Origin of the sequence: Curtobacterium sp. MCBA15_001, assembly GCF_001864835.1 — a bacterium.
Taxonomy (GTDB): domain Bacteria; phylum Actinomycetota; class Actinomycetes; order Actinomycetales; family Microbacteriaceae; genus Curtobacterium.
In genome coordinates this window covers 538,297-561,404 of the sequence record NZ_MJGI01000025.1, presented here as the reverse complement: position 1 = coordinate 561,404, position 23,108 = coordinate 538,297, and the positions used below count along the sequence as shown (strand labels likewise).

Sequence of the window (23,108 nt, the reverse complement as noted above, 5' to 3'; positions counted from 1 at the left end):
GCGCGCGGTGCTGCGACCACTCATCCTGACCGGGGGACCGGCGGTCGGCAAGACCACCAGCGGCCGTGCCCTCGCCGCAGCCCGACCACGTGCTGCGTACATCGACGGTGACGACGTCCGACAGCTGGTCGTCGCCGGCGATGCGACCCTGTGGTCCGGACCGGAGGGCCGCGCCCAGCACGCCCTCGGCGCCCGGAACGTCGCCGCGATGGCCACGAACATGCTCGCAGCCGGGTTCACGGTGACGGCCTCCGACGTCGTCACCGCCGAGACGCTCGAGGTGTACCGTGCGGCGCTCCCGGACGCGTTCGTCGTGCACCTGGCGATCCGTCCGGAAGCGGCACGAGCCCGAGCAGCGACGCGACCCGCGTACCTCACCCCGGAGGAGTTCGACCTGCTCCACCGGATGACCGCGACACCACCGGCGGTCGACCTCGTGCTCGACGTCAGCGACCTGAGCGAGCAGGAACAGCTCGCGCAGATCGACGCGGCGTGGACAGCGGCCGGCCACGCCTCCGCCGCGACGAGGCTGCCGCCGATGCCCGAACGCCTGCAGGGAGCCACGGTGGTGCTCCGCCCGTTCCGCGACGACGACGCCGGCATGGCGCAACGACTCGCCCGTGACCCGTACGTCCCGCTCACGGGCACCCTGCCCGCGGGTGCGACCGAGGACGAAGCGCTGCGCTGGATCGAGCGTCAGCACGGGCGGCTCGGGGAGGGCGTCGGCTGGTCCTTCGCGATCGCCGACGCGGTCGACGGCCGCGCCCTCGGGCAGATCGGTCTGTGGGCACGCTCCTTGCGAGACGGCCGACTGACCGCTGGCTACGCCGTCGACCCGAGCGCGCGGGGTTCCGGTGCGGCGTCAGTGGCCCTCCGGCTCGTGAGCGACTTCGCGTGGACCCTGCCGGGTGCCCACCGGATCGAGCTGTTCATCGAACCCTGGAACACCGCGTCGATCCGGACCGCCGAGCACGCGGGCTTCCACCGCGAGGGGCTCCTGCGCAGTCACCAGGTGATCGGCGGTGAGCGGCGGGACATGCTGCTCTACGCACTGCTGCGCCCCGACGACTGCGAAGCACCACGCCCCGACGCCTGACCCGACGTCACCGCTCCCGCACGAGCGCCGGGATGCGTTCCCGGAACGGGAAGAACCCGCGCGACGCGAACGGCCACGCGCGGCTGTCCCACCGCCGCCGCACGGTCACGAGTTCGATGCCGGCCTCGTCGAGCACGCCGCGCAGGAGGGCGAGCCGCACCCACACCGGGCCGACGGGCGCGACCGGCACCACGACGGCGTCGAGTCGCTCGGTCCGAGCCCAGTCGAGCACAGCCGCGGCATCGGCACCGGCGAGCACCTGCGCGGTCCGACCCTGCGCATCCGTCGTCCGGTCAGCGGCATCGGCCACCGCGCCGGCGGTGAAGGCACGGACCAGCTCCGAGGCGCCCGCTGGCGACCGGTCATCGGGAGCTGCTGCCACCGCGGTCGCGCGGAGGGCCGGCACGAGACCGGGGTGGTCTGCGAGCACACCGGCCGCGTCGAGGTCCTCCTCGTGCAGCAGCAACCCGACGCGCTCGCCCACCGTCCCGACGACGTCCTCCGGCGGGACGGGGATGCCCGGCGGGAACGGCTCCTCGTCGAGCGCGCGTGCCGTGGTGGCGAGGCCGTTCGGTGAGAACCGCCCATCGGTGTACCGCGCGATGTTCGACGCGGTCGCCAGGTACGTCTTGCCGCGGGTCTGCAGTCCGGCGACCCAGCGCCACGACAGCGTGTTCGAGGCGGCGTCCCCGTCGAGCAGGTGCCGCAGGAAGAAGTCGGCGCCGAGCTGCCACGGCAACCCGAGCGTGAACACCCAGATGCTCGCGAACCACATGCGGGTGTGGTTGTGCAGGTACCCGGTGTCGACGAGCTCGCGGACCCAGGCGTCCATCGCGTCGATGCCGCTCCGCCCGCTGACCGCGTCCTGGTACTGCGCTGGTGGGTCAGCCGTCAGCAGGGACTCGACATCGGTCCGGTACCGGCGCCAGACCTCGGGGTGCTGCTCGAGCCAGCCCTTCCAGTAGGTCCGCCAGTACACCTCCTGCACGAACTTCTCCGCGGCGCTCAGCGTGTGCTGGTCGAGGACGGCGTCGACCACCTCACGCTCGGTCACCAGCCGGTGGCGGATGTACGGCGACAGCCCGGAGACGTTGCTCCTGGCGGCACCGAGGTCGTGGTTGCGGTCGCGGCGGTAGTCGGCACCGGCGTGGGGGACGAACTCGTCGAGCGCGTCGAGGCCAGCGGCCCGGGTCGGGATGAACACCGCTCCATCGTGCGCCTGCCCGGCACGGCCGGCGCTGAGCGTCGCGGCCACCACGCTGCGGACGGGAGGCCCGGTGCCAGCTGGCACCGGGCCTCCCGTCCGGACCACGCAGCGGACGCGCGGTCAGATCGTCCTGGCGTAGTCGACCGTCGGCAAGGGGATGAAGCCCAGCGATTCGTAGAGCGCGCGCGCCGGCGCGTGGAAGTCGTCCCCACCGGTGCCGATGTGCACGACTCGGACACCACGTCGCTGGAGACCGGTGACGGCCGCCGTGCAGAGCGCCCGAGCGACTCCGGTCCGGCGGGCTCCGGCGCGGACGGCGACCAACTCGAGTCGGCCGGAGGTCCCGTCGACGTGCCAGCCGACGTGACCGAGGACTCGTCCGTCCTGCTCGGCGAGCGTGACGAACCGCTCGTGTTCCGGAGCGAAGAGGCCGGGGACCTCGACGCGGTAGTCGTCCTCCCACCGGCCGTGGTCGTGACGGGTGACTTCGGGCCGGAGCGCCATGAGCGAGCCGGTGAAGAGCGGTCTGAAGACGTCGATGGTCAGATCGACGAGGGCTGGGACGTCAGCGGGCGTGCAGTCGCGGATGAGCATGGTGTGGCCTTTCGAGCATGCTGAGGGGAGTCCCTCGCCAGGGGCGGCGAGAGATCGTGCGGCCATGTCGGCCGTGCCCTCAGTGGCGCAGGCGCCAGCTCGCGAAGCAGTCCATGTTCCCCAGGCTACCGACGGTCAGGAGGCGCGGGGCTGGAACCACTGGATCAGCGCGCGGAGTGCAGGCACCGAGGACACGGCGTCGCCCTCGTGGGCCTCGAGGTCCTCGAACGTCGCGCGGTAGCCGGGCACGTCCTCGAGCTCCTGGTCGCTCGGGAAGCCCATCGTCCACTCCGGGAACTGTCGTTCCTCGATCACGTCCTCCAGCAGCACGGCGACCTTCGTGTGGCGGTCGTCGTCGCGGATCGTGTGCATCTTCGCGCGCACCTCGGTGTCCGGCCCCTCGAGCACCTGCAGGAAGTAGCCGTTGCGGTACAGCAGCATCCCGGTGATGCCGGTCTGCTCGTTCGACGCACGACTCTGCGTCAGCAGGGCCGTGAGGTCGGACGGTTCGAGGACGCGCGTCGCGACGCTGGAGTAGATCAGGGACAGCATGCGGCCCATCGAACACGGGCGCTGCCGGGCGACACCCAGCGCGGGCCGCTTCACGCAGCGGCTCGCTCGGGCTGGCACCGCGGGCACCACCACGAGCGGCGCGGGGGAGACCCGGCGACGTCGAGGTGGTCCTCGGCCCGCACGGTCGTGCCGCAGCGCAGACACGGTCGGCCGGCCCGACCGACGACCCAGTGTCGCTGCCCCTTCCCGCGGCGGCCCGTCGTGACCTGGTACGCCTCCGGCGTCGTCGCCGAGTGCAGCAGCATCCGACGCGCGAGTGCCAGCAGCGCATCCGCGTCGACCGCGGCTGCCGGCGTGCTGGGGTACCGACCGCGCAGGAAGCACAGCTCGTTCACCCAGAGGTTGCCGAGTCCGGCGACCACCCGCTGGTCGAGCAGGGCGGTGCGGATGGTGGTGTCGGCGGCGGCCTGCAGGCGCCTCGAAGCCTCGGCCACGTCGAACGGGTCGTGGAGCAGGTCCGGGCCGAGGTGCCCGAGCACCCGTGGTTCATCGCGCGTGGCCAGGTGCTCGACGACCGGCAGCGAGAGTCCCCACACGGTGCGGCCGTCGTCCAGCCGCAGTCGCACCCGGGCGTCGGCTGCGGCTCGCGTCGGCAGGCGGCGCCCGGCGCTGGTGATCGTCCACGAGCCCTGCATGCGGAGGTGCGTGTGCAGGGTGGTGTCGTCGTCGAACCGGGTGAGCAGGTGCTTGCCGTGGGTCGCGTGCCCGACGACGCGTCGCCCGCCGAGTCGGAGGCCAGCAGCGGGTCCGCCCCGCAGCTCACCGTCCTGCACCAGGGCGCCGTCGACCTGCCGCAGGCGGGCGGCGAGTCGGTAGACGGAGTCCCCCTCGGGCATGGCGGCACCGTACCGGCCGCCACCGACGGCGCGGCCCGGGCCGACGTGTCATGATCAGCCATGCCCCGCCACACCGTCCACGCTCCCGAAGCCCCCGCCGCGATCGGTCCGTACGCGCACGCTGCCGGTCCGGTCGGCACCGAACTGCTGTACCTCTCCGGCCAGACCCCGATCGACACGGCCACAGGTGCGCTCGTGACCGGCGACGTCGCGGTCCAGACGGCCACTGCGTTCGCGAACCTCGCCGCGGTCCTGCGTGCGGCCGGCGGATCGCTCGACGACGTGGTGAAGGTGAACGTCTACCTGGTCGACATGGCGGACTTCGCCGAGGTCAACAGCGCCTACGCAGAACAGTTCACCGCGCCCTACCCGGCCAGGACGACCGTCGCCGTCGCAGGCCTGCCGCTCGGCGCGCGCGTGGAGATCGAGGCGGTCGCCGCGATCCCGGTCACCGACCGCTAGGGACGTCGACGGCGGGCCGGGAGGCCCGGCACCGGTCCGACGCGTCGGCCCACGCCGACGGTCGACACGCGGTCAGTGCTCGTCGACCTCCGCCAGCGCGCGGGCCCGGTCCGGCGCGACCCCGAGGACCAGCAGCGTCGACCGGACCGCGGCAGCGACCTCGACGGGTCGGTCGGCGCGGTCGCCGTCGGCGATCGTGAACACCGCCGACCACGCCAGCTGTGCGAGGACGTCCGCGGGCAGGTGGTCGCCGAAGGTCCCCGTCTGCTGACCGCGGCGGACGAGCTCACCGAGGCGGTCCTCGACCGGTCGCAGCAGCGCGTGGATGTCCGCGCCGTACTCGCCGCGGCGCAGGACGAGGAGCACCCGGTAGCGATGGGCGACCGGCCAGAGCTCCGTCACGAATTGCGCCCACGCCGCGTCCGCCGGCACGGCATCCCCGGTCGCGGCCGTGTCGGCGGGCGCAGTGGCGTCCGAGGTCGCGGTGGTCAGGACCGCGCCGATCTCGTCGACGGCGCGGCGGGCCAGCGCGGCCACCAGGTCGGCCCGGGTGGGGAAGTACCCGTACACCGTGCGCCGGACCACGCCAGCTGCTGCTGCGACGTCAGCCATCCCTGCATCGGGACGTGCGCCGAGGACCTCGACCGCGATGTCGATGATGCGCTGCTCGGTGGCGGTCGATCCGGGGCCGGGAGGTCTGCTGGGCACGACGTCATCATTGCACATCCGTGTGCAACGGCCTACGCTGCACACGCGTGTGCAACCGTCGCGCGCCCATCGACCACCGACCACTGACAGGAGCAGGTCCCATGACCGCGAACGACCTCCACGAGACCGACGCCGTCCTCCCGTTCCGCATCACCGTCCCGGAGGACGGGGTACAGGACCTCCGGGACCGACTCGCCCGCACGCGCTGGCCCGCCCCGGAGACCGTCGACGACTGGTCGCAGGGCGTCCGCACCGATGCCGCCCGCGCCCTGGTCGATCGGTGGCGCCACGAGTACGACTGGCGCCGGTTCGAGGCCGAGCTGAACGCGGTCCCGCAGTTCCGCACGACGATCGACGGTCTCGACCTGCACTTCCTGCACGTGCGGTCGTCCGAGCCCGGCGCGGTACCGCTCCTCCTGACGCACGGCTGGCCCGGCTCGAACGCCGACTTCCTGCGGATGATCGGTCCACTGACCGACCCGGTCGCCTTCGGCGGGGATGCGGCCGACGCCTTCGACGTCGTGCTGCCCTCGCTGCCCGGAGCCGGGTTCTCGGCGGCGCCGACCGAGCCGGGGTGGGACCTCGCCCGCATCGCCCGTGCCTGGGCAGCGCTGATGGAGCGTCTGGGGTACGACGAGTGGCTCGCGCACGGGGGTGACTGGGGAGCCGCGGTCACGACCGAACTCGGAGCGCAGCGGCCGACCGGGCTGCTCGGCATCCACCTCAGCACGCCCTACGCCTTCCCGGCGGCCATCCCCGACGTGCTGTCCGCAGAGGAACAGCGCGCCGTCGACGGCCTGGCGTACTACGCGGGGGAGCTCGGCGGGTCGAACCACGTGCAGGGCACCAAGCCGCAGACGGTCGGTTTCGCACTCGCGGACTCGCCGGTGGGTCAGGCGACCTGGATCTACGAGAAGTACCAGTCGAAGACCGACAACGCCGGACGTGCCGAGGACGCGATCCCGGTCGACCGCATCCTCGACCAGCTGTCCCTGGCGTGGTTCACGAACAGTGCCGCGTCGTCGGCACGGATCTACTGGGACAACCGCTCCGCGTCGATGGCCGGCCCGCACCTGGACCTGCCCGTCGCTGTCACCGTGTTCCCCCGGGACGTCCCGCGGTTGCCACGCAGCTGGGTGGAGCAGGCGTACGGCGACCTGGTGCACTTCGCCGAGGCCGACCACGGCGGGCACTTCGCCGCGCTGGAACAGCCCGAGGTGCTCGTCGACCAGCTCCGGACCGGGCTCCGCAGCCACCGACCCGCAGCACGGTGACACGCCCGTTGGCTGCTCGAGCGCTTCGGTCAGCACCGTCGCGATGCACTCCACGGCGGGGCGCGATCTCGTCGATGAGGATCTTGGTCAGGTCTGGTCGGCGAGTCCAGCGGCAGCGATGCGCAGGACGACGCGACCCGATCGCCCCGCGTCCACGGCGTCGTGGGCATCCGCGATCTGCTCGAGTGGCCGGACCTCGCCGACCCGCAGGCGCAGGTCTCCGCTCGCCACCGCAGCGACCAGGTCGTCCATGGCCGCGCGCTTCGCCACAGCAGGGAAGTCGTCGCTCCCGAGGAACCGGACCGTCACGTTCGCGAACAACAGCGGGGGGAAGGGCAGCGACAGCCGCTCTCCGCGGGCGAAGTAGGTGGCGATGACCGCGTCGTTCGCGACGACGGTCGCGTCGAGGTCCGCGTTGGCATCGAGCGCGACCTCGATGACCCGGTCCACGCCCGCCGGGGCGATCCTCCGGATGGCGGTTCCGGGGTCGTCGTCCAGAGCGACGAGGTGGTCGACCTCGGGCAGGCCGGGTCGGTTCAGGTCGGACGTCCGACGCACCGTTCCGATGACCGTCGCTCCGTCGCGCCTGGCGAGTTGTGCCGCGATGCTGCTGACGGCACCCGCGACGCCCTGCACGAGGACGACTCCTCCGCTGACGGGGCCGTCGCCGAAGACCGCTCGGTGTGCAGTGACGCCGGGGATGCCGAGCAACGCCGCGATGTCGTCCGGGACCGCGTCGGGCAGCGGTGTCACGAGCTCGACCGGGACCACGACGTACTCCGCTGCGGTCCCCGACGGCCGGTAGGACTGTGCACCGTGCACGGCGACACGCTTCCCCACGAGCGCGTGATCGGTCTCACTGCCGACCCGGTCGACGACACCGGCGCCGTCGCTGTGCGGGATGACCTCTGCGTACGGCATCGCCGACCCGAGCCAGCCCTCCCGCTTCTTGGTGTCGCCGGGGTTCACGCCCGAGTACGTGACCCGCACGCGGACCTCGCCGGTTCCGGGCTCGGGGTCGGGACGGTCCCCGACGTGCAGCACCTCGCCTGCCAGGCCTTGCTGGTCGTACCACGCTGCACGCATCATCCGCTCCCTCGTCCACTCAGGAGCGTAGCGACCCGACGGCCCGCGACGGCTGCCGGGGCGGCCGGTGTCTGCGCCGTAGGCTTCCGGGGTGGATGCAACACTGCCCTCGGGGACGACGCGACGCCGCGTCGAGCTCCGACTCGTCCGACCGCTCTTCCCGTGGTTCGCCCGCCCGACCGTGACCATCGACGGTGTCGGGCACCCGGCGCAGTGGGGCGACGGCACGTGGGCGGTGCCGGACGGCGGCGGGACGGTGATCGGCGTGTACCTGTACAACCGAGCGTGGCGCTTCGGTGCGGCCGAGGTCGAGGTCCCCGCTGCCGACACCCACGACGCGTTCGAGTACCGCGCCGGCGTGCTGCCGTTCGGCTCCGGGTCGATCGAGCCGCGCGACCACTGAGCCCCGCGGCCACTGCGCCGCGCGCCCGTCGCCGTCACTCCGCTGGACGGAGCACCCGGCACAGCCCTACTGTGGCGCCATGTCGACCGTCAGGGTGCACAACTTCGCGATCTCGCTCGACGGCTTCGGCGCCGGAGCGGAGCAGTCCCTCGAGCAGCCCTTCGGCCATGCCGGCGGTCGGCTGATGCAGTGGTTCATGGCCACCGAGACGTTCCGCAGCATGCAGGGCGCGGAGGGCGGAGACACCGGGCTCGACGACGAGTACGCCCGACGATGGAGCCCGGAGATCGGCGTCGAGATCATGGGCCGGAACAAGTTCGGTCCGCAGCGCGGTCCCTGGCCGGATGACGGCTGGACCGGCTGGTGGGGTGACGAGCCGCCGTTCCACACGCCCGTCGTCGTCCTCACGCACCACCCCCGCGAGCCACTCGTGATGGACGGTGGCACGACGTTCCACTTCGTCGACCAGTCCCCGGCCGAGGCACTCGCGTTCGCTCGGGACCTCGCCCCGGGCACCGACGTCCGGATCGGTGGGGGTGTCCAGACGGTCCGGGAGTTCCTGGCCGCCGACCTGGTGGACGAGGTGCACCTGGTGGTCGTGCCGATCGTGCTCGGACGCGGCGAGCGGTTGTGGGACGGGCTCGAGGGCATCGAGGACCGCTTCACCGTCACGACCGAGGCGTCCCCGTCCGGCGTCGTCCACGTGACGATGACCCGACGTCGCTGAGGAACCGGTGCTCGCCGCCGACGACCCGCACGAGGAGACAGGAGCACCCCTGTCCCCTCGGGCCATCGCACCCGGTGCCGAACTCCGACCGCTCGAGACCCGGCACGACCGGGAGTTCGCCGACCACCTCGACCGCGCCCGAGAGCACATCAGACCCTGGGTGGGTCCGGCCTTCGTCACCGACACCCTCGACGGCGCCCGGGCGACACTGCTCCGGTACGCGCGGGCCGCAGCGGAGGACGGTGCTCGCCTGTTCGGCATCTGGCTGCGCGGGCGACTGGTCGGCGGCGTCATGTTCGTGCGGTTCAGTGCGCCGACCGGGCAGTGCGAGATCGGCTGCTGGCTCGAACCAGCTGCCGAGGGACAGGGCCTCGTGACGGCGGCCACGCGTCTGCTCGTCGACCACGCACTGGGCGATCGGCAGCTGCACCGCGTGGAGTGGCGCTGCCGGGCCGACAACGTCCGGAGCGCTGCCGTCGCGCGACGTCTCGGCATGACCCTCGAGGGAACGCTCCGCGGCGCGTGGCGCGTCGGCACGACCTTCCACGACGAGCAGGTCTGGGGTCTGGTCCGACCCGACTGGGTGGCCGGCGCATCACGACCCTGAACCCGCGCGGTGCGGGTGGTGCGTCGTGGCCAGGTGCAGGCGGTGTGCCGTGATCACCGTGGCGGCCCACCCGAGTCCGGTGGTCCAGCCCGTCACGACGTCCGTGAGCCAGTGGGCGCCGAGGACGACCCGCGACACCCCGACCGCGACGACCGTCACACCCGCTCCGACCACGACGGCGACCTCGGCACCACGATCCGCTTGCCGAGCAGGGTCATCAGGAGTGGACCGCCCCCTGCGGCTGCGACGAAGCCCAGCGGCAGTCCCGTCCCGCGCCGCAGGGTCAGCGCGGCCCCGCTCGCCAGGGTGAGCACCGGCATCCCGACCGGCCCGAACGCGTCGGCGATGGCTCCCGCGGTGCGGTCGACCGCCGGGGATCGGAGCCGCTTGCCGAGCCGGAGCGCGGGACGGTCGAGCCGTTGCACGCCGGAACGGCCGGTGACGCCGTCGTAGACCGTGACCGCTCCCGCCGTGCTCGCCGCGACCAGGGCACCACCGACGACCAGGCTCAGGGCCGAAGCAGTCCCCGCACCGTACCTGTGCGCGAGTCGACGGTGCGCTCGAGCGAGCAACCGGCCGGGACGACTGGACCATGTGGGACGTCATGCCCACAGTGGGGCAACCGCGTCGGTACGGTGATCCGATGGACCTGACCCCGACGCAGCCCGTCCGTTCGCTCGTGCGGCTCGACGACTGGAGCGCGTCCGACGTCGAGGCGGTCTTCGCACTTGCCGACGCCTACCGAGCCGGCCACGGTCCGAGGACGCAGGGGAGTGCGGTGATGTTCTTCCCGCCGAGCAGCCTCCGCACCCGGGTGACCTTCGAGCGCGGCGCATCGCTGATGGGCCTGCAGCCGATCGTGTTCCCGGACACCACGCTCGACAAGCCCGAAGCCCTCGCGGACGTCGCCCACTACCTGGACAACTGGGCTGACGTGGTCGTGGTCCGCCACCCCGATCTCGGTGTCGTCGAGGCGTTGGACGCCGCGCGCGCCCTGCCCGTCGTGAACGCGATGACCGACCAGAACCACCCGTGCGAGGTGCTCGCGGACCTGTACGCCTTCCGGCAGCTCGGTGCGCTCCCGTCGACGCGACTGCTGTTCGTCGGCGCCGACGGCAACATCGCGCGGGCCTGGCAGGAGGCGTCGCGGGTGCTCGACCTCGACCTGCTGCAGTGCTGTCCAGCCGACCTGGCGACCCCGGGTGCGCGGTGGACCGACGACCTGGACACGGCGATCCGTTCTGCGGACGTGGTCCTGACCGACGGCCCGGGTGCGCATGCGACAGCGCTCGAGCCGTTCCGCATCACGGCAGCGCTGCTCGACCGTGCACCGGCGGGTGTCCGTCTCGCGCCGTGTCCGCCCTTCGTCCGCGGACGCGAGCTGAGCGCCGACGCCCTGGAGCACCCCGCCTTCGTCGGTCATGCGTTCAAGTCGGCACTGCTCCCGGTGCAGCAGGCCGTCATGGCGTTCTGCACCGGCCTCGGGTGACGGTCACCCGTTCGCCGCGGCCGCCTCGGGTCCCTGCTCGGCTGCCGTCGGGTCCATCCACCCGAACTCCAGCACGTTGCCGTCGGGGTCCGTGAGCTGCCGCTGGTACATGAAGCCGTAGTCCGACGCGGGCCGGGCCTCGGACCCACCCGCGGCGAGTCCGGCCTGCACCGTCTGGTCGACGGCGTCGCGCGAGTCGAGCATCACCGCGGTCGTGACCGACACGCTGGTGGCCGGGTCGCCGACGGGCCGGTCGGTGAAGGTCTGGAAGAACTCGCGCGTCAGGATCATGAACGCGCTGTGGTCCGGCTCGACGATGACGCACGCGGCGTTCTCGTCCGTGAAGAGCGGGTTGATCGTGAACCCGAGTGCCTCGTGGAACGCCTTGGCGCGGTCCAGGTCGGTGACGGGCAGGTTCACGAAGACCATGGGCATGAGCGGCTCCTCCGGTGCGGTTGAGCACACCTTGACAGCGTGCGTGCGGCGGTGCAAGGGACGACCACGGGACGGGAGGCGCAGTGCGGGCCCGCACTGCGCCTCCCGTCCGTCGCGGATCGCGACCAGGTCGTCAACGGCGCGTCGCGCCGATGGCCCAGACCCGCGGCGGCTCGACGCCGTTGACGGCGTGGTCGCCGACGATGCGCGCCTTGAAGACCCACGGGTTGTGGCTGCCCGCGGTCCGGGCGTTCCGCCAGTGCCGGTCCAGGTTCTTCGTCGTGCTGACGCCGGAGGCGGCGAGGGCATCGAACAGGTGGGAGGTCGCCTGGGTGGCGAGCGAGGTCAGCGCGACCTGGGCCTGCGCGGTCGCGAGCTCCGCACGGTCGTTGCGGCGTTCGTCCTCGGCGTCGTCGAGGGAGGCGCCCTCGTACGCGCCCTGGAGCGCCTCGGCCGCGCGGGCGACGATCGCCTCAGCGGCGAAGCCCGCGGCGGACACCTCGCCGACGACTTGCAGGATCTGCGGGTCCGCGGCGAACGTGTCGGCGTTGCCGTGCGAGAACACGCGGGTGCGGCCTCGGACCTCGAGGGCGATCTCCCGCTCTGCGGCCAGGACCGACCCGGCGAGGACGCTCAGCAGCACCGCCTGGTAGAACGCGGTCTGGTACTTGAAGCGCTCGTCGAACAGCACGACGTCGTCGGCGCCGACGTGGGCGTCGCGGAACGTGCTCGTGCCGGAGCCCGTCGTCTGCTGGCCGAAGCCGTTCCAGTCGTCGGTGTGCGTGACGCCGTCCTGGTGGGCGTCGACGATCGCGATGACCCGCTCGCCGGTGTCGGTGCGCTCGGCGTACGTGTCGATCCAGTCCGCGAAGATGCTGCCCGTGGAGTAGTACTTCTGCCCGGTGATGCGGAAGCCACCGGCGGGGTCGGGCGTGACCTTCGTGATGACGTCGCCGACCTGGACCGAGCCGACCTCGGTCCAGGAGTTGCCGGCGATCTCTCCGCGCCCGAACCGCTCGAGCCAGACGTCGCGCGGGCCGGAGCGGGCGACGAGCCGGTCCTCCACCAGGGCGAAGTGGCCGCGGAGGGCCTGCGGGATGTTGCTGTCCGCGGCAGCGAGCTCGGTGAGCAGGCGGAACAGCTGGGGGAGCGTGGCCCCGGCGCCGCCGAAGGCGACGGGGACGCGCAGGGCGCCGAACCCGGCGGCCGCGAGCTCGCGGATCTCCGCGGTGGGCAGGCGGTGGTCGCGTTCCCGTTCCGAGGCACCGGCGGCGATGCGGTCGAACAGAGGGCGGAACCGGGCGGACAGCGCCTCGTCGGTCGGCGGGGCCGTGGTGGTGGCCGGGGTCGTGGTGGTGGACATGGGGTTCCGTTCTCGTGGCGGGGGTGTCGGTGTCGGTGTCGGTGTCGGTGTCGCGGTCAGGCGGTGACGGTCGCGGGTGTGCGGTGCTCCTCGGGGTGCGCGGCCGTCTTCCGGGCGAGGAGCGCCGCACCGCCGAAGACCCCGACCAGCACCACCAGCGCCACGCTGGTGGCGACCGGCCCGGTCGGCCAGTGCCCGGTCAGGCCGAGGACCGCGGGGACGGTGGTCGTGACCTGGCTCGCGAGCACCAGTGCCCAGCCGGTGTAGGTGCCGACGGCGCTCCGGCCGAGGGCGAGCAGGACGAAGAAGAGCGTCCAGAGGACCGCCCACCCGGCCCACAGCACGGCGAGCACCGGGTCGTCGACGACGTGCAGGACCGCGAACACCGCGGCGAGCGCGGCGACGAGCCCGCAGAACCAGCCGAGGCCGACGGACCCGAGCCCGAACAGGGCGTCGAGGCCGACGTACAGGTAGGTGAGACCGAACAGGAAGGTGCCCGCGATCGCGAAGAGCGCGGGGAGGGAGCCGTCGGCCGTCACGGCGACGGCGACACAGAGGACGAGTTGCAGACCGCCGATCAGGACGTTGAACACGCCGCTGTCCCGGCCCGGCACACGCCCGAGCAGGGTGAGGCCGTTGACCAGGAGGGCGGCCCCGGAGAGGACCAAGCAGATGAGCGCCATGGCGGTATCGAAGCGCCCCGGCGTGCCCGAGCGGAAGCATCATGACGCCGCTGGTCGTCGCGTGACGCTGTGTGTCGTCGGCGGAGCCGTGCCGTGTCGTCGGATGTCGTCGCGTGTCCTCGCGTGTCGTCGTGTGTTGCGTCGTGGGGCCGCGCGACCGGGTGCTCAGGCCTCGACGGTGCGCTGGCGTCCCGCGGCCTGGGCGACGACGACCGTGACCGCGAGCAGCACGGCGGGCACCAGCATCGCGATCCGCAGGCCCAGGTGCTCGCCGAGGAACCCGAGCGCCGGCGGCCCGACCAGGAACGCGACGTACCCGGCGGTCGCCACGACGGACACGCGTCGGTCGCCGTCCGTGGCGTGGTCGCCCGCGGCGGACACGGCGAGCGGGAAGCCGAGCGCGATGCCGAGGCCCCAGACCCCGGCGGCAGCAGCGGTGACCGCGGGGGTCGGTGACACCACGACCGCCAGGACCCCGACGAGCCCGACGATCCCGCACGCGCGGACGACCGCGCCCCGGCCGAACCGGCTGACCAGGGGCGTGCCGGCAGAACGACCGATGAGCATCGCGAGGGCGAAGCCGGTGAAGACGAGGGAGCCGAGGACCTCCGGGGCGTCGTGGTCGGTGGTCATGAGGAGCGGGAGCCAGTCACTCGCGGCGCCCTCGGCGAAGGCCATGGCGAGGGTGATCACCGCGATCAGCAGCAGCTGCCCCGTGATGACGGACCGCTTCGACGCTGCCGTGGTCGTGGTCGTGGTCGTGGTCGCTGTGTCGGACGGTGCGGCGTCGCGGGACGGTGCGGCGTCGCGTGGCATCGGACGGATCGTCAGCGCTGCCGTCACCGCGAGCGCGGCCATCACGCCCGCGGCGATCGGCAGGTGCACCACGACGGGCATCCGCGCCGCGGTCATGGCGATGCCGACGACCCCGCCCGCGACGGTGCCCAGGCTGAAGCACGCGTGCAGGATCGGCACGACCGGGCGTTCGATGACCCGCTCGACCGCCGCGGCTTCGACGTTCAGACCGATCTCGGCGATGCCGGCGCCGAAGCCGATGAGGAACAGGCCCGCCCACACCCCGGGAGCGAGCTGCGCCGGGGCGAGCAGGCCGACGAGCAGGGTCCCGACCACGGGCAGGGCGCCCCCGGCCAGGATGAGCGGGCGTGGACCGATGCGCCGCAGCAGCACGCCGGCACTGAGGATGCCGAGCATCGAACCGATCGACAGGCCGAACAGGACGAAGCCCATCGCCTCGATCGATGCGCCGAGGTCGTCGCGGACGGACGGCGTCCTGGTGATCCAGGACGCGATCCCGAACCCGGTCATGGTCGACGTCGCGAACAGTGCGACCCGGTGCAGTCGGGTCGAGGGCAGCGTCGCCGGGAGGTCCACACCTCGATCCTGCTCCACGCGCACAGGTGCAGGCTGCCAGGCTCACGGGTGACATGGAACTCATCGCACCCGAACTCGTCGTCGTGCTCGCCACGGCGATCGCGGTCACCACCGCCGTCGCCGGGCGTCTCCGGATCGCCCCGCCGGTGATGCTGCTGGCGTTCGGGGCCGCGATCGCGTTCATCCCGGGGTTCGGCACCCTGGAACTGCCGGCCGACGCCGTCCTGCTGCTGTTCCTGCCCGCGCTGCTCTACTGGGAGAGCCTGACGATCTCGCTCCGGGAGATCCGCGAGAACTTCCGGGGCATCCTCCTCATGGGCACGCTCCTGGTGGTCCTGACCGCCGGCGGCGTCGCGACGCTGCTCCACCTGCTCGGGATGCCGTGGGGTCCGGCGTGGGTCCTCGGCGCCGCGGTCGCGCCGACGGACGCCACCGCGGTCGGCGCCCTGACCCGGTCGCTCCCGCGGCGGAACACGACCGTGCTGCGTGCCGAGAGCCTGGTGAACGACGGGACGACCCTCGTCATCTACGGCATCGCGGTCGCGGTCACGGCGGGGGAGCAGACCCTGTCGGTGTGGAACGTCTCGGGGATGCTGCTGCTGTCGTACGCCGGCGGGATCGCGGCCGGGCTGCTGGTGGCGTGGCTCGGGATGCTCGTCCTGCGGCGGATCTCCGCGGTGCTGCTCGAGAACCTGCTGACCCTGCTGGTGCCCTTCGTCGCGTTCCTGGCGGCGGAGGCCATCGGTGCCTCGGGCGTGCTTGCGGTGGTCGTCGCGGGGCTGGTCGTCAGCCAGGTCGCCCCGAAGCTCGACCGTGCCGAGACCCGGCAGCAGACCCGGCAGTTCTGGTCCTTCGCGACGTTCCTGCTCAACGGCGCCCTGTTCGTGCTCGTCGGCATCGAGGCCACGATCTCGGTCCGCGAGCTCGACACACGGGAGCTGCTGGTCGGGCTCGGCATGATCGGACTGGTGTCGATCGCCGTGGTCGTGCTGCGCTTCGCGTTCCTCAACCTGTCGTGGGGTGCGGTGCGACTCGTGACGCTGCGTACGGGCGGGTCGCCGCGCGAGGGGCACCGCGACCGGGTGGTGAGCGGCTTCACCGGCTTCCGCGGGGCGGTCTCGCTCGCGGCCGCCGTGGCCGTGCCGCGGATGGTCGAGAGTGGCGGGGCGTTCCCCGAGCGCGACCTCATCGTGTTCGTCGTCGCGGGGGTCGTGGTGGTCACGATCGTCGGACAGTCGCTCGTGCTGCCGGCGGTCGTCCGGTGGGCGGACTTCGGCGGCAGCCACGAGGTCGTCGAGGAGCGCCGCACCGCCGAGCGTCGCGCGCTCGAGGAGGCCCTGGAGGCCCTGCCCCGGTTGGCGAAGCGGTCCGGCGCAGACGCCGAGGTGGTGCAGCGGATCCGCGACGACTACGAGGGACACCTGGCGCTCGTGCGTGCCGAGCAGAGCGACGACGACGACCACCCGCTCCTGCAGCAGCGCGGTGCGGCGGTCGGCCTCGAGCTCGAACTGGTCCGGCTCAAGGCAGCCGCGGTGATCCGGATGCGGGACGACGGCGACATCGACGACCTGGTGCTGCGCCAGGTCCGCGCCGAGTACGACGCCGAGGAGACCCGGCTGCTCCGCCAGGGCGACCGCGACTGACCCGGCACGGCGCACGAACGCTGCACCGTTCGCGCGCTACGCGGAGCGCGTCCGGCGCACCCCGGCACGTCGTGCCCAGGCCCGCCAGGGCAGCGACGAGGCCAGCGCCGCCCCGATGACGACCGTGCCGAACCACCCGACGAGCGCGCCCGGGACCGGTACGAGCAGGCTGGTCCAGAGCAGGACCGCCAGCACACCGAGCACGTACGCCGCGCCGGCCTTCAGGTAGCGGAGCCGCTTCAGCCCCGCCGCCTGGTCCAACCGCGACGTCAGCCGCGCGAGGAACAGCGCCCCGACACCGATCGCGGCGGCACCGACCGCGGCCTGCTCCAGTGATCCGAGGCCGTCTGCGCCGAGCACGCCCGACCCGGACAACGAGTACACGCCGTCGAGGATCTCGAACAGCATGAAGACCACCAGTCCACGTTCGAAGACGACCGTCGACGCGTACGCGTGGATCCGCCAGGACCGCGGCGCCGCTTCGCCGCCGAGCGACCACGCCGCGATGCGCTTCGACGTCAGGTACGCGGTGATCCCGGCGACGCCGCCGAGCGCCACCGGCAGCAGCGTCGGAGCCGCCCAGGCCGCCTCGGACCCGACCAGCACGCTCGTCAGCACGACCCCGGCACCGGCGGTGACCAGTGACCAGACGCGCGGTCGGGCGACGGCGGCGAGTCGAGCCTCCAGACGGCCGAGCCAGGACCTGCGTGACGCGCGGTCCGTGTTGAACAGGTACTCGGAGAACACCAGCCAGATGAACGCCGCACCGAACGCCGCCAGCGCCGGGCGGACCTCCTGCAGGTGTGCGCTGAACGCTCCGGGGGCGACGACGGCCTCGGTGACCGCCTGTGCCGGATCGGTGGCGTCGCCGACCGCGACGGCGGCCGGCGGCAGCATGAGCCGCATCGCGAGCACGCCGGCGACGATCCCGACCGACAGGAACAACCGTCGCGCGGGGGAGTGCAGCCGGCCGGCGATGCCGGCCATCGGCACCGAGGAGTCCGCCGCCATCGCGATCTCGAGGAGCGCGAGTGCGACGAAGGCGAGCGCGGCGGCTGGACCGAGGACGGTCCAGGCCGCCGCGGCGAGGCCGACGGTGATGAGCAAGGGGACGGTCAGCAGGGATCTGGCCATGGGTCCATGGAGCGCTCCCGAGCTGGGCTGGACGTGCGGTCCGGCTGGGCATCGTCCGGGAGGACCGGGCCGGTTCCGACGATCGGGTGACGGCCCGTCCCCCCTTGCGTGGACCCGCTGGCCGGTCTGCGCGCTCGGCCGCCGCCGGGCCGGTCAGCGCGCGGCGCGCAGGGTGCCGCGCACGACGGAGTCGCCGGAGTGCTGCGGGTCGCCGTCGTCGGCCTCGGCGGACACGTCGACGACCGGGTAGCGCGACGGGTCGACACCCGACGGCACCACGAAGCGGCCGGTGTCGCCGTCCAGGAACCCGACACTCACCAGGCCGCGCAGGTCGGAGCGCATCATCCACACCTCGCGGAGGGGTGCCCGCCCCTCGGTGGCCCGGTGGTCGAGGTCCACGACGAGGGTGAGCTGCCCGTCGCCGTCGCGTTCGAGTTCGGCGGTGCCGGCGGCGCCGTTCCAGCCGGGCAGCGCGTCGAGGGCCGTCCGTGAGAGCACGGTGCCCGACGGCCCACCATCGGCGATCACGACACCCAGTCCGGTGCCGGCGACGAGCGCGAGCACCCCGACCCCGGCGGTCAGGAGCGCGACGGTGCGGTGACGGACGCGACCACGCCACCGCCGGGCGACGTTGGACGATGCCGGCGTCGGCGTCGGGGGCGCCGCTGCGGGAACGGGTTCCACCGCCTGCTCCGACGTCACGCGCGTGTCGAACCCCAGGTCGGTGGCGATCCGGTCCCAGACCGCCGGCGCCGGCCGTTCCAGCGCGACGCCCTCGGCGCTGCGGGCCACCGACACCACCCGGCGGAGGTCCTCGAGTTCGTCCCGGCACGCCGGGCAGGCAGCGAGGTGATCGGCCTGCGCACCGGAGGGGCCCGTGTCGCCGATGGCGAGCAGGGCGAGTGTCTCCTCGTCGATGTGGGTCATTCGATCACCTCCATCCGTGTTCGGAGCCGAGCCAGACTTCGACGGATGTGGCTCTTCACCGTGCCGAGCGGCAGGTCCAGCCGTTCCGCGATCTCACGGTGGCTGAGTTCCTCGTAGAACGCCAGCCGCATCACCGACCGGGGCACGGCGTCGAGGCGGTCCAGCTCGGCCGCGACCAGCACGCGTTCGGCGAGTTCGTCGGTGTCGTCGACCGTGCTCGTCGCAGCCTCCTCGCCGGCGACGGCCAGCGTGAGCCGTGCCCGCCGGGCGTGGTCGGCGTGGGCGTCGGCGATGCAGTTCCGGGTGATGCCCACCAGCCACGCGCCGAGCGGTGCGCGGACGGGGTCGTAGGTCGAACGGCTGCGCCAGGCCCGGACGAACACCTGCTGGGTGACGTCCTCGGCCGCGGCGACGTCGGTGAGGGAGCGCAGGGCGAGGGTGTGCACGAGCGGCGACCACCGCGCGTAGACGCTCCGGAGCACGTGCTCGTCGCCGTCGCGGAAGGCACGGGACAGCGTGGCGTCGCCATCGGGCACGCTGTCCTCGGGGGTGGGGGTCACGTCGTCGTGGGGCCTTCCGGTGGCCGCGGTGGGCACCTGCCTCGATGCTAGGGGTCCGAGCGGGTCCGCGGTCGGGAGTCGGGGGTCGGTCACAGCGGGGTCGCAGTGACGACGAGGTTGCTGCCGTAGTGGTGGGTGGCCTGGTCGAAGGTGCCGCCGCAGGTGACGAGCACGAGCCGGCGCGGTCCGTCCTGGTCGAACACGCTCGCCCACGGCACGCCGGTCTTCTGCACGAGGTCGACACTGGTGACGGCGTAGTGCGTCGCGGTGCCGTCCGCGTCGGTGACGGTGACCACGGTGCCCGCGGGGACGTCGACCAGGTGGGCGAACGGGCCGATCCCGTAGCCGACGGCGTCGACGTGGGCGGCGATGACCGTCGAACCGGCGGTGGAGGTGGGACCGGGGCCGAACCGCCACCATCCGGCGGTGGCGGGGTCCGCGGGCAGGGACATCGCGCCGGTGCCGTCCACGCCCTCAGGTCGGACCGGCTGGTCGATCGGCAGACCGGCGACGGTGATCCGCACGGGCGGGGTCGTCGGGGAGACGTCCGTGGGCAGGGCGGCGCTGCGCTCGGGGACCGCGCTGGAGAACGCCGACGGAACCGGGGTCGGCGTACCGGTCACGGCGGTCGGGAGCGGGTGCTCGCCGGGGACCCGAGCCGCCGACGAGCACCCCGCCAGGGAGCCCAGGCAGGCCAGGGCGACGGTGGCGGCAAGGGGGATCACCACCGTCGCCCGGGCCCGGAGCCGCACGGTCAGCGCCGCGCGGCCCGGTCGTCCGCGCCGCGTCGACGCAGGACGACGACCGTCAGCCCGGCGAGCAGCACCACGGCGCCGCCGACGAGCAGCGGGGTGGTCGCGTCCGGACGGTTCGTGGCGACCAGCCCGGCGTTGCCGGCGGGCACACCGTTCGGGTTGCCGAGCCCCGTGATCGTCTGTGTGGCGAGCGCGAGGGTCTTCTCGTCCAGGCTGCCCCACGCGTAGACGATCGTGTCGACGCCGGACTGCACCGCCACGTCGGCCGGGCCGATGACCGGAGCGGTCGTCCCGGTGGCCGCGACCGAGGCCGACACCGTGCCGGCGGGGAGCACGAGTGCCTGCTCGTCCGGGTTCGCCAGGTCCGACACGACCGCCTTGCCGCCGGCGAGCACGTCGACCGCGGGCGCCGCCGCGACGTGCCGCACGACGAGACGTCCCTGTCCGGCGGGGACGGCCGAGGTGTCGTTCGTGAAGAGCGTCGCGGTCGGGGTACCGCCCGTCCCGAGGTGCGCGACGGCTGTGGAGTTGCTGCCGGCGGCGAGGGAGACGTCCACGGGCCCGATGATCGGCTTGGAGGCGTCGGTCGCGTCGCTCGCGGTGATCGCCAGGGTGTGCGCTCCGGCCGGGACCGTCATCGGACCGGCGAGCGTGCCTGGCGCGAAGTCGTCGATGGCGCGCTTGCCGTCGAGGTACACGTCGACGGTGGTCTTCGGGACGGCGTGCAGGACGGAGAGCGTGGCGTCGGACGTCGCCGCTGACGCCGTGGTCGCCGGGACCGTGAGCGCGAGGGCTGCGAGCAGGGCACCGACGCCGATGCCGGTGACGAGGTTCTTCCGCATGGTGTTCCTCCTGGTGGGTTCGTCGGGGCGTCGTCGTCGATGCCCGTACTGCCACTACCGCCGGAGCACCCCGATCGGATGCACCCGCGGACAGGACGGCCGAGCGGCCCGGCTAACGCGCGCGACGGCGCTGCCGATAGAGGGCACTGACCACCCACGGACGGGCGGCCAGCAGGACCTGCCCCACGGACGGCGGCGGGAGGACACACCAGGGACGGACCAGATGATCGTCGTCACACGACTCAACGGCAGCGGCTTCGCTGTCAACCCCGACCTCGTGGAGCGCATCCAGGAGACGCCCGACACGACGCTCATCATGGTCGACGGGGCGAAGTACATCGTCCGCGAGTCCATGGTCGAGGTCATCGACCGGATCGCCGCGTACCGCGCCCGGATCGTGACGATGGCGTACGGTACCGACAGCGGCAACGCCACCGGCCCCCAGCCGACACTGGCCGCCGTGGCCCCGCTGCACGCCGCGCCCGCACCGCGCTCGATCGACGGGGGGCGCTGACGTGGACATCGCGACGATCGTCGGCATCCTGCTCGCCTTCGGTGCCCTGTTCGGCATGATCGAGATGGAGCACGTCGAGCTCGGCGGGCTCTTCCTGCCGGCACCGATCCTGCTGGTCTTCGGCGCGACCATCGGCGCCGGTGTCGCGAGCACCACCCTGAAGGACGCGATCGCGAGCTTCAAGGCCGCCCCGAAGGCCTTCACGGGCAAGGTGACCCCGCCCGCGTCGGTGATCGACGACGTCGTGGGCCTCGCCGAGGTCGCCCGAGCGAACGGGCTGCTGGCGCTGGAACAGGAGGCCGACAAGCACGACGACCCGTTCATGAAGAAGGCCCTGCAGAACATCGCGGACGGCACCGACGGTGACGAGCTGCGGATCCTGCTCGAGGACGAGATCGAGTCGAACGCGGCACCGATGCGGAGCGCGAGCTCGTTCTTCATGGGCCTCGGCGGCTTCGCCCCGACGGTCGGCATCATCGGCACCGTCGTGTCGCTGACCCACGTGCTGGCGAACCTCGGCAAGCCGGACGAACTCGGGCCGCTCATCGCCAGCGCCTTCGTCGCGACGCTGTGGGGCCTGCTGACCGCGAACTTCATGTGGCTGCCGATCGGGGGCAAGCTGCGGAAGCTGGCGCAGCTCGAGTCCGACCGGCAGACCCTGCTGATGGAGGGCCTGCTCGCGGTGCAGGCCGGCAGCCAGCCGCGGCTGCTCGGGGAGCGCCTCAAGGCCATGGTGCCGCCCGCCGCCCGGAACGACGGCGCGGGCAAGGGCAAGGGCGGCAAGGCGGGCAAGGGCGGCTCATCCGCCGACGTCGACGACCAGCAGCTGGCGGCCTGACGATGAGCGCGAACCCCCGCGGGCACGGTCGCGGTCGTGGCGGCCGGAAGCAGGGCGGCCACGACGAGGCGGAGCACCCGGACGAGCGGTGGATGGCGTCCTACATGGACATGATCACCGTCCTGATGTGCATGTTCCTCGTGCTCTTCGCGATGTCGACGGTGGACCAGCAGAAGTACATCGCGCTGAAGAACTCGCTGGCGACCGGGTTCGGCGAGGTGAAGACCGCCAAGATCGACACCGCCAGCGGGACGGTCGTCGCGAAGGACCAGGTCAAGGACGGCAAGGGCTACTCGATCGACGACGCGAAGGCGGACCACTCCACGGCGGCGTCGGGCGCGAAGGACACGAACACGGACCCTGCCGCCGCGACCGTCCCGACGGTGCCGGCGTCGGCGAGCGGCCAGGACGTCGCCGCCGCGACGAAGGAGCTCGACGACCTCAAGGCCATCCAGAAGGCGATCACGGACAACCTGGCGAAGGTGGGCCAGACCGCCAACGTCGACTTCACCGTCGACGCCCGTGGCCTGACCGTGCGGCTCATCGGCAGCGAGACGTACTTCGGCACGAACAGCGCGGACCTGTCCGGGCAGGCGCGGACGATCATGGACGCCATCGCCCCGGTGCTGAAGGGGGCCGGCCACGACGTCAGCGTCGAGGGGCACGCCGACCAGCGCAACTCCACCGCGCCGTACGCCACGAACTGGGAGCTCAGCGCCGCTCGGGCGACCGGCGTGCTGCGGGACCTGGTCGAACGCGGCGGGATGCCGGGCGAGCACATCCAGAGCGTCGGCTTCGGGTCGAGCCGCCCGCTGGCGAAGGGCGTCACCGACGCCGACAACGCGCTGAACCGGCGGGTCGACATCGTGGTGCTGTCGAACCAGGACCAGGACGTGAGCGCCCTGATGCCCGCCCTGGCCGCAGCACAGGACGGAGCCGCCGCCCGCTGACGGGCACCGC

General features: G+C 72.8%; 28 protein-coding genes. 11 read left to right on the top strand and 17 right to left on the bottom strand.

Features of this window, described 5'->3' with window-relative positions:
- Positions 1 to 7: 7 nt before the first annotated feature.
- On the top strand, positions 8 to 1,096 hold the full coding sequence (locus BIU90_RS19055) for a GNAT family N-acetyltransferase (RefSeq protein WP_254787066.1): 1,089 nt from the start codon (positions 8 to 10) through the stop codon (positions 1,094 to 1,096).
- A 7-nt stretch (positions 1,097 to 1,103) separates the two neighbouring features.
- On the opposite strand, the gene BIU90_RS14580 is transcribed toward BIU90_RS19055, so the two are convergent.
- The 4 genes from BIU90_RS14580 to BIU90_RS14565 form a co-directional block, all read right to left on the bottom strand.
- The gene (locus BIU90_RS14580; RefSeq protein ID WP_254787065.1) at positions 1,104 to 2,387 is read right to left on the bottom strand and encodes an FAD-binding domain-containing protein; all 1,284 of its coding nucleotides are present in this window, start codon (positions 2,385 to 2,387) and stop codon (positions 1,104 to 1,106) included.
- 36 nt (positions 2,388 to 2,423) lie between these two features.
- The gene (locus BIU90_RS14575) at positions 2,424 to 2,897 is read right to left on the bottom strand and encodes a GNAT family N-acetyltransferase (protein WP_071300877.1); all 474 of its coding nucleotides are present in this window, start codon (positions 2,895 to 2,897) and stop codon (positions 2,424 to 2,426) included.
- A gap of 135 nt (positions 2,898 to 3,032) precedes the next feature.
- A complete protein-coding gene (locus BIU90_RS14570; protein WP_071300876.1) occupies positions 3,033 to 3,449 on the bottom strand; it encodes a BLUF domain-containing protein in 417 nt (138 codons plus the stop codon).
- Positions 3,450 to 3,499: 50 nt separating this feature from the next.
- Positions 3,500 to 4,306, bottom strand: a complete 807-nt coding sequence (locus BIU90_RS14565; protein WP_071300875.1) for a DNA-formamidopyrimidine glycosylase family protein — start codon at positions 4,304 to 4,306, stop codon at positions 3,500 to 3,502.
- 60 nt (positions 4,307 to 4,366) lie between these two features.
- Between BIU90_RS14565 and BIU90_RS14560 the strand changes: the two genes are divergently transcribed.
- A complete protein-coding gene (locus tag BIU90_RS14560) occupies positions 4,367 to 4,768 on the top strand; it encodes a Rid family detoxifying hydrolase (protein WP_071300874.1) in 402 nt (133 codons plus the stop codon).
- Positions 4,769 to 4,840: 72 nt separating this feature from the next.
- Here the strand turns inward: BIU90_RS14560 and BIU90_RS14555 are convergent, their stop codons facing one another.
- Positions 4,841 to 5,476 (bottom strand): TetR/AcrR family transcriptional regulator, encoded by a 636-nt coding sequence (locus BIU90_RS14555; RefSeq protein WP_071300873.1) that lies wholly within the window; start codon positions 5,474 to 5,476, stop codon positions 4,841 to 4,843.
- A gap of 101 nt (positions 5,477 to 5,577) precedes the next feature.
- On the opposite strand from BIU90_RS14555, the gene BIU90_RS14550 reads away from it, so the two are divergent.
- Positions 5,578 to 6,750 (top strand): epoxide hydrolase family protein, encoded by a 1,173-nt coding sequence (locus BIU90_RS14550; protein ID WP_071300872.1) that lies wholly within the window; start codon positions 5,578 to 5,580, stop codon positions 6,748 to 6,750.
- A gap of 87 nt (positions 6,751 to 6,837) precedes the next feature.
- On the opposite strand, the gene BIU90_RS14545 is transcribed toward BIU90_RS14550, so the two are convergent.
- The gene (locus BIU90_RS14545) at positions 6,838 to 7,839 is read right to left on the bottom strand and encodes an NADPH:quinone reductase (RefSeq protein ID WP_217640928.1); all 1,002 of its coding nucleotides are present in this window, start codon (positions 7,837 to 7,839) and stop codon (positions 6,838 to 6,840) included.
- Between the two features lie 88 nt (positions 7,840 to 7,927).
- Between BIU90_RS14545 and BIU90_RS14540 the strand changes: the two genes are divergently transcribed.
- The 3 genes from BIU90_RS14540 (at position 7,928) to BIU90_RS14530 (ending at position 9,573) form a co-directional block, all read left to right on the top strand.
- Complete coding sequence (locus BIU90_RS14540) at positions 7,928 to 8,239, top strand: hypothetical protein (RefSeq protein WP_254787064.1); 312 nt, start codon at positions 7,928 to 7,930, stop codon at positions 8,237 to 8,239.
- A 79-nt stretch (positions 8,240 to 8,318) separates the two neighbouring features.
- Positions 8,319 to 8,966 carry a dihydrofolate reductase family protein gene (locus BIU90_RS14535; protein WP_071300871.1) on the top strand — a complete coding sequence of 216 codons (648 nt, stop codon included), beginning with the start codon at positions 8,319 to 8,321 and terminating at the stop codon, positions 8,964 to 8,966.
- A 7-nt stretch (positions 8,967 to 8,973) separates the two neighbouring features.
- Positions 8,974 to 9,573 carry a GNAT family N-acetyltransferase gene (locus tag BIU90_RS14530; RefSeq protein WP_254787063.1) on the top strand — a complete coding sequence of 200 codons (600 nt, stop codon included), beginning with the start codon at positions 8,974 to 8,976 and terminating at the stop codon, positions 9,571 to 9,573.
- On the opposite strand, the gene BIU90_RS18895 is transcribed toward BIU90_RS14530, so the two are convergent.
- Both BIU90_RS18895 and BIU90_RS14520 read right to left on the bottom strand, forming a co-directional pair.
- Entirely contained in the window at positions 9,562 to 9,732 is a 171-nt protein-coding gene (locus BIU90_RS18895) for a phosphatase PAP2 family protein (RefSeq protein WP_254787062.1), read from the bottom strand. The two genes, BIU90_RS14530 and BIU90_RS18895, sit on opposite strands and share 12 nt — an antisense overlap.
- Positions 9,729 to 10,145, bottom strand: a complete 417-nt coding sequence (locus tag BIU90_RS14520; RefSeq protein ID WP_071300869.1) for a hypothetical protein — start codon at positions 10,143 to 10,145, stop codon at positions 9,729 to 9,731. The genes BIU90_RS18895 and BIU90_RS14520 overlap by 4 nt, the downstream gene beginning before the upstream one ends.
- A gap of 71 nt (positions 10,146 to 10,216) precedes the next feature.
- Between BIU90_RS14520 and BIU90_RS14515 the strand changes: the two genes are divergently transcribed.
- Positions 10,217 to 11,062 carry an ornithine carbamoyltransferase gene (locus tag BIU90_RS14515; protein ID WP_071300868.1) on the top strand — a complete coding sequence of 282 codons (846 nt, stop codon included), beginning with the start codon at positions 10,217 to 10,219 and terminating at the stop codon, positions 11,060 to 11,062.
- Between the two features lie 3 nt (positions 11,063 to 11,065).
- On the opposite strand, the gene BIU90_RS14510 is transcribed toward BIU90_RS14515, so the two are convergent.
- The 4 genes from BIU90_RS14510 to BIU90_RS14495 form a co-directional block, all read right to left on the bottom strand.
- Positions 11,066 to 11,497, bottom strand: coding sequence for a VOC family protein (locus tag BIU90_RS14510; protein WP_071300867.1), 432 nt, complete (start codon positions 11,495 to 11,497; stop codon positions 11,066 to 11,068).
- A 133-nt stretch (positions 11,498 to 11,630) separates the two neighbouring features.
- Positions 11,631 to 12,860 (bottom strand): acyl-CoA dehydrogenase family protein, encoded by a 1,230-nt coding sequence (locus BIU90_RS14505; protein ID WP_071300866.1) that lies wholly within the window; start codon positions 12,858 to 12,860, stop codon positions 11,631 to 11,633.
- A 56-nt stretch (positions 12,861 to 12,916) separates the two neighbouring features.
- Positions 12,917 to 13,543 carry an AmiS/UreI family transporter gene (locus tag BIU90_RS14500; protein ID WP_071300865.1) on the bottom strand — a complete coding sequence of 209 codons (627 nt, stop codon included), beginning with the start codon at positions 13,541 to 13,543 and terminating at the stop codon, positions 12,917 to 12,919.
- Positions 13,544 to 13,708: 165 nt separating this feature from the next.
- Positions 13,709 to 14,935 carry an MFS transporter gene (locus BIU90_RS14495; RefSeq protein ID WP_254787061.1) on the bottom strand — a complete coding sequence of 409 codons (1,227 nt, stop codon included), beginning with the start codon at positions 14,933 to 14,935 and terminating at the stop codon, positions 13,709 to 13,711.
- 53 nt (positions 14,936 to 14,988) lie between these two features.
- Between BIU90_RS14495 and BIU90_RS14490 the strand changes: the two genes are divergently transcribed.
- Complete coding sequence (locus tag BIU90_RS14490) at positions 14,989 to 16,578, top strand: Na+/H+ antiporter (RefSeq protein WP_071300864.1); 1,590 nt, start codon at positions 14,989 to 14,991, stop codon at positions 16,576 to 16,578.
- A gap of 36 nt (positions 16,579 to 16,614) precedes the next feature.
- Here BIU90_RS14490 and BIU90_RS14485 read toward each other — a convergent pair whose 3' ends face one another.
- The 5 genes from BIU90_RS14485 to BIU90_RS14465 form a co-directional block, all read right to left on the bottom strand.
- The gene (locus BIU90_RS14485; RefSeq protein WP_071300863.1) at positions 16,615 to 17,712 is read right to left on the bottom strand and encodes a DUF475 domain-containing protein; all 1,098 of its coding nucleotides are present in this window, start codon (positions 17,710 to 17,712) and stop codon (positions 16,615 to 16,617) included.
- A 153-nt stretch (positions 17,713 to 17,865) separates the two neighbouring features.
- Complete coding sequence (locus BIU90_RS14480) at positions 17,866 to 18,639, bottom strand: anti-sigma factor (protein ID WP_071300862.1); 774 nt, start codon at positions 18,637 to 18,639, stop codon at positions 17,866 to 17,868.
- Complete coding sequence (locus BIU90_RS14475; RefSeq protein ID WP_071300861.1) at positions 18,636 to 19,199, bottom strand: RNA polymerase sigma factor; 564 nt, start codon at positions 19,197 to 19,199, stop codon at positions 18,636 to 18,638. Before BIU90_RS14475 ends, BIU90_RS14480 begins: the two co-directional genes overlap by 4 nt.
- Positions 19,200 to 19,288: 89 nt before the next feature.
- Complete coding sequence (locus BIU90_RS14470; RefSeq protein ID WP_175470225.1) at positions 19,289 to 19,924, bottom strand: class F sortase; 636 nt, start codon at positions 19,922 to 19,924, stop codon at positions 19,289 to 19,291.
- A 29-nt stretch (positions 19,925 to 19,953) separates the two neighbouring features.
- Complete coding sequence (locus tag BIU90_RS14465) at positions 19,954 to 20,796, bottom strand: DUF4397 domain-containing protein (RefSeq protein ID WP_071300860.1); 843 nt, start codon at positions 20,794 to 20,796, stop codon at positions 19,954 to 19,956.
- A 223-nt stretch (positions 20,797 to 21,019) separates the two neighbouring features.
- On the opposite strand from BIU90_RS14465, the gene BIU90_RS14460 reads away from it, so the two are divergent.
- The 3 genes from BIU90_RS14460 to BIU90_RS14450 are packed head-to-tail and all read left to right on the top strand — an operon-like array spanning position 21,020 to position 23,098.
- Positions 21,020 to 21,310: a flagellar FlbD family protein gene (locus tag BIU90_RS14460; protein WP_071300859.1), complete on the top strand. Its 291-nt coding sequence runs from the start codon at positions 21,020 to 21,022 to the stop codon at positions 21,308 to 21,310.
- A gap of 1 nt (position 21,311) precedes the next feature.
- The gene (locus tag BIU90_RS14455) at positions 21,312 to 22,148 is read left to right on the top strand and encodes a motility protein A (RefSeq protein ID WP_071300858.1); all 837 of its coding nucleotides are present in this window, start codon (positions 21,312 to 21,314) and stop codon (positions 22,146 to 22,148) included.
- A gap of 2 nt (positions 22,149 to 22,150) precedes the next feature.
- Positions 22,151 to 23,098: a flagellar motor protein MotB gene (locus BIU90_RS14450; protein ID WP_071300857.1), complete on the top strand. Its 948-nt coding sequence runs from the start codon at positions 22,151 to 22,153 to the stop codon at positions 23,096 to 23,098.
- Positions 23,099 to 23,108: the final 10 nt, after the last annotated feature.

What these genes read in the sequence shown, in the direction of transcription:
- BIU90_RS14575 (WP_071300877.1), bottom strand. Translation starts at nt 2,897, where the DNA reads ATGCTCATCCGCGACTGCACGCCCGCTGACGTCCCAGCCCTCGTCGAT.
- BIU90_RS14570 (WP_071300876.1), bottom strand. Translation starts at nt 3,449, where the DNA reads ATGCTGTCCCTGATCTACTCCAGCGTCGCGACGCGCGTCCTCGAACCG.
- BIU90_RS14565 (WP_071300875.1), bottom strand. Translation starts at nt 4,306, where the DNA reads ATGCCCGAGGGGGACTCCGTCTACCGACTCGCCGCCCGCCTGCGGCAG.
- BIU90_RS14560 (WP_071300874.1), top strand. Translation starts at nt 4,367, where the DNA reads ATGCCCCGCCACACCGTCCACGCTCCCGAAGCCCCCGCCGCGATCGGT.
- BIU90_RS14550 (WP_071300872.1), top strand. Translation starts at nt 5,578, where the DNA reads ATGACCGCGAACGACCTCCACGAGACCGACGCCGTCCTCCCGTTCCGC.
- BIU90_RS14545 (WP_217640928.1), bottom strand. Translation starts at nt 7,839, where the DNA reads ATGATGCGTGCAGCGTGGTACGACCAGCAAGGCCTGGCAGGCGAGGTG.
- BIU90_RS14535 (WP_071300871.1), top strand. Translation starts at nt 8,319, where the DNA reads ATGTCGACCGTCAGGGTGCACAACTTCGCGATCTCGCTCGACGGCTTC.
- BIU90_RS14515 (WP_071300868.1), top strand. Translation starts at nt 10,217, where the DNA reads ATGGACCTGACCCCGACGCAGCCCGTCCGTTCGCTCGTGCGGCTCGAC.
- BIU90_RS14510 (WP_071300867.1), bottom strand. Translation starts at nt 11,497, where the DNA reads ATGCCCATGGTCTTCGTGAACCTGCCCGTCACCGACCTGGACCGCGCC.
- BIU90_RS14505 (WP_071300866.1), bottom strand. Translation starts at nt 12,860, where the DNA reads ATGTCCACCACCACGACCCCGGCCACCACCACGGCCCCGCCGACCGAC.
- BIU90_RS14500 (WP_071300865.1), bottom strand. Translation starts at nt 13,543, where the DNA reads ATGGCGCTCATCTGCTTGGTCCTCTCCGGGGCCGCCCTCCTGGTCAAC.
- BIU90_RS14490 (WP_071300864.1), top strand. Translation starts at nt 14,989, where the DNA reads ATGGAACTCATCGCACCCGAACTCGTCGTCGTGCTCGCCACGGCGATC.
- BIU90_RS14485 (WP_071300863.1), bottom strand. Translation starts at nt 17,712, where the DNA reads ATGGCCAGATCCCTGCTGACCGTCCCCTTGCTCATCACCGTCGGCCTC.
- BIU90_RS14480 (WP_071300862.1), bottom strand. Translation starts at nt 18,639, where the DNA reads ATGACCCACATCGACGAGGAGACACTCGCCCTGCTCGCCATCGGCGAC.
- BIU90_RS14465 (WP_071300860.1), bottom strand. Translation starts at nt 20,796, where the DNA reads ATGCGGAAGAACCTCGTCACCGGCATCGGCGTCGGTGCCCTGCTCGCA.
- BIU90_RS14460 (WP_071300859.1), top strand. Translation starts at nt 21,020, where the DNA reads ATGATCGTCGTCACACGACTCAACGGCAGCGGCTTCGCTGTCAACCCC.
- BIU90_RS14450 (WP_071300857.1), top strand. Translation starts at nt 22,151, where the DNA reads ATGAGCGCGAACCCCCGCGGGCACGGTCGCGGTCGTGGCGGCCGGAAG.